The organism is Bacillus sp. SH7-1 (assembly GCF_008042405.1).
Lineage (GTDB): Bacteria > Bacillota > Bacilli > Bacillales > Bacillaceae_G > Bacillus_A > Bacillus_A thuringiensis_N.
In genome coordinates this window covers 1-1,533 of the sequence record NZ_QNUD01000077.1, presented here as the reverse complement: position 1 = coordinate 1,533, position 1,533 = coordinate 1, and the positions used below count along the sequence as shown (strand labels likewise).

Genomic DNA, 1,533 nt, shown 5'->3' with positions numbered 1-1,533 from the left:
ATATAAGTCCAGAAGCAGCTGCCCATTCACCTTTGATATATCTACGATAGAATACGCCACTATACATGCGATGATATCTTCTTTTCGTCTTCTCATCTAATGACAAATTATCATCCATGGAGAATTTAAGGTGCAGTAGATTCTTTTCTTTCTTTTGATCCAACCACTTCTCTTTAAACCAGTGATACGGGCCTGCCGGATTACAGTTGAACCACATTTTTGAACCAGTTACAGACAAACGGCCTGTTGCTTGGTTAACGAAACTTTGTACCATAAGTGCCACTTCATCAAAAAACATGCCAGCGGCAGTGATTCCTTGGATCAAATCCTGGGAACTTTCATCTTTACCACCAAAAATATAAAAGAAGTTTGTTACACTATCTTTAGTAACGGTAAGCATATTCTCACTTCTATGATCTTTAACCCTATACCCGCGTGACTTCAGCATCTTTTTAAGTGGCGTTATAACGTTACGACGGTGTGATCCAATCGTTTTACCACACATACCAAAGTTCTCACCTTCAAATGATTCCATTGCCCACATAACATAGGAAAGAGCCATCGATACTGTTTTTCCCGCACGAATAGAACCATCGCAAATAATCCCGTCATAATCTTTAACGGGACTGTTAGGCTTCCACCAGGTTAATACCTTCAGCTGCTTTTTGGAGAATGGCTTAAATTTGAATGGAGCAGGTTTCTTTTTACGCTTCGGAATCGTCGTCATGGCCATCCCACACTTCCTCTACCTTGCCTTCTAGCGCTTCTTTGAAACCATCATCTTCGTACTCATCGCCATCTTCCCCCTTAATACGTGCAGTGTCAGCTTTTGTTTTTTCAATGTTAACTTTCATCTGCTCTAACTTCAATCGTCTCTCATCATCAGCATTTGCTAACTTATCGAACCTCTCAATCATAGAGGATAACGCTGTCATAGCGCGCGAATAAGCTGTAAGTAAATTAGCTTGTTTATCCCATGCAAACTGCACTGTGTACGCGTCTCCATTCAGTGATTCGCTAATCATCTCTTTTGACATATCGTTTTGATTGCGAACATGCATAATACGTTGTGAATTAAGGATATTGAAGTATTGCAGTTGAATAGAGTGGAATAGTATATCTAATTCAGTATGGTTTTGTATTTCATCTAGCAATTCCATTGCATGCGGATCGTCACTCGGGATTATCTTCCTAAACAATCCATGCGTCATAGCGTTATGGTTTCCTTTTGGTGGGCCATGCCCTAGAGCATTCTTATTACCCCATTTAGGGTTCTTGTTACCCGAATTACCCACTGCATTCTTATTACCAATGGGTGCACCTGTTTTCTTGGTTTGGGTGCATCCTTTTTCATCTTTTGGGTGCACCCCTTTTCGATTCCAACCATGCCTTTTTCTCCAGGACTTAATTGTATTAATACTGACCTCGTATTTCTCAGCCAGTTCTTTATACTTCATACCTTGCATGTAATCTTCTTGAGCTAACTCGTGTTTTTGTTTCACTCCATATCACCCACCACCTTCTATATAATAG

General features: G+C 40.2%; 2 protein-coding genes. Both read right to left on the bottom strand.

Annotated features, from left to right (window positions below; all coding sequences use genetic code 11):
• The coding region (locus tag DN390_RS30460) for a PBSX family phage terminase large subunit (RefSeq protein WP_147809357.1) at nucleotides 1-733 on the bottom strand (733 nt) is incomplete at its 3' end.
• The gene (terS, locus tag DN390_RS30455; RefSeq protein WP_147808622.1) at nucleotides 705-1,502 is read right to left on the bottom strand and encodes a phage terminase small subunit; all 798 of its coding nucleotides are present in this window, start codon (nucleotides 1,500-1,502) and stop codon (nucleotides 705-707) included. The genes terS and DN390_RS30460, both read right to left, overlap by 29 nt.
• Between the last annotated feature and the right edge of the window lie 31 nt (nucleotides 1,503-1,533).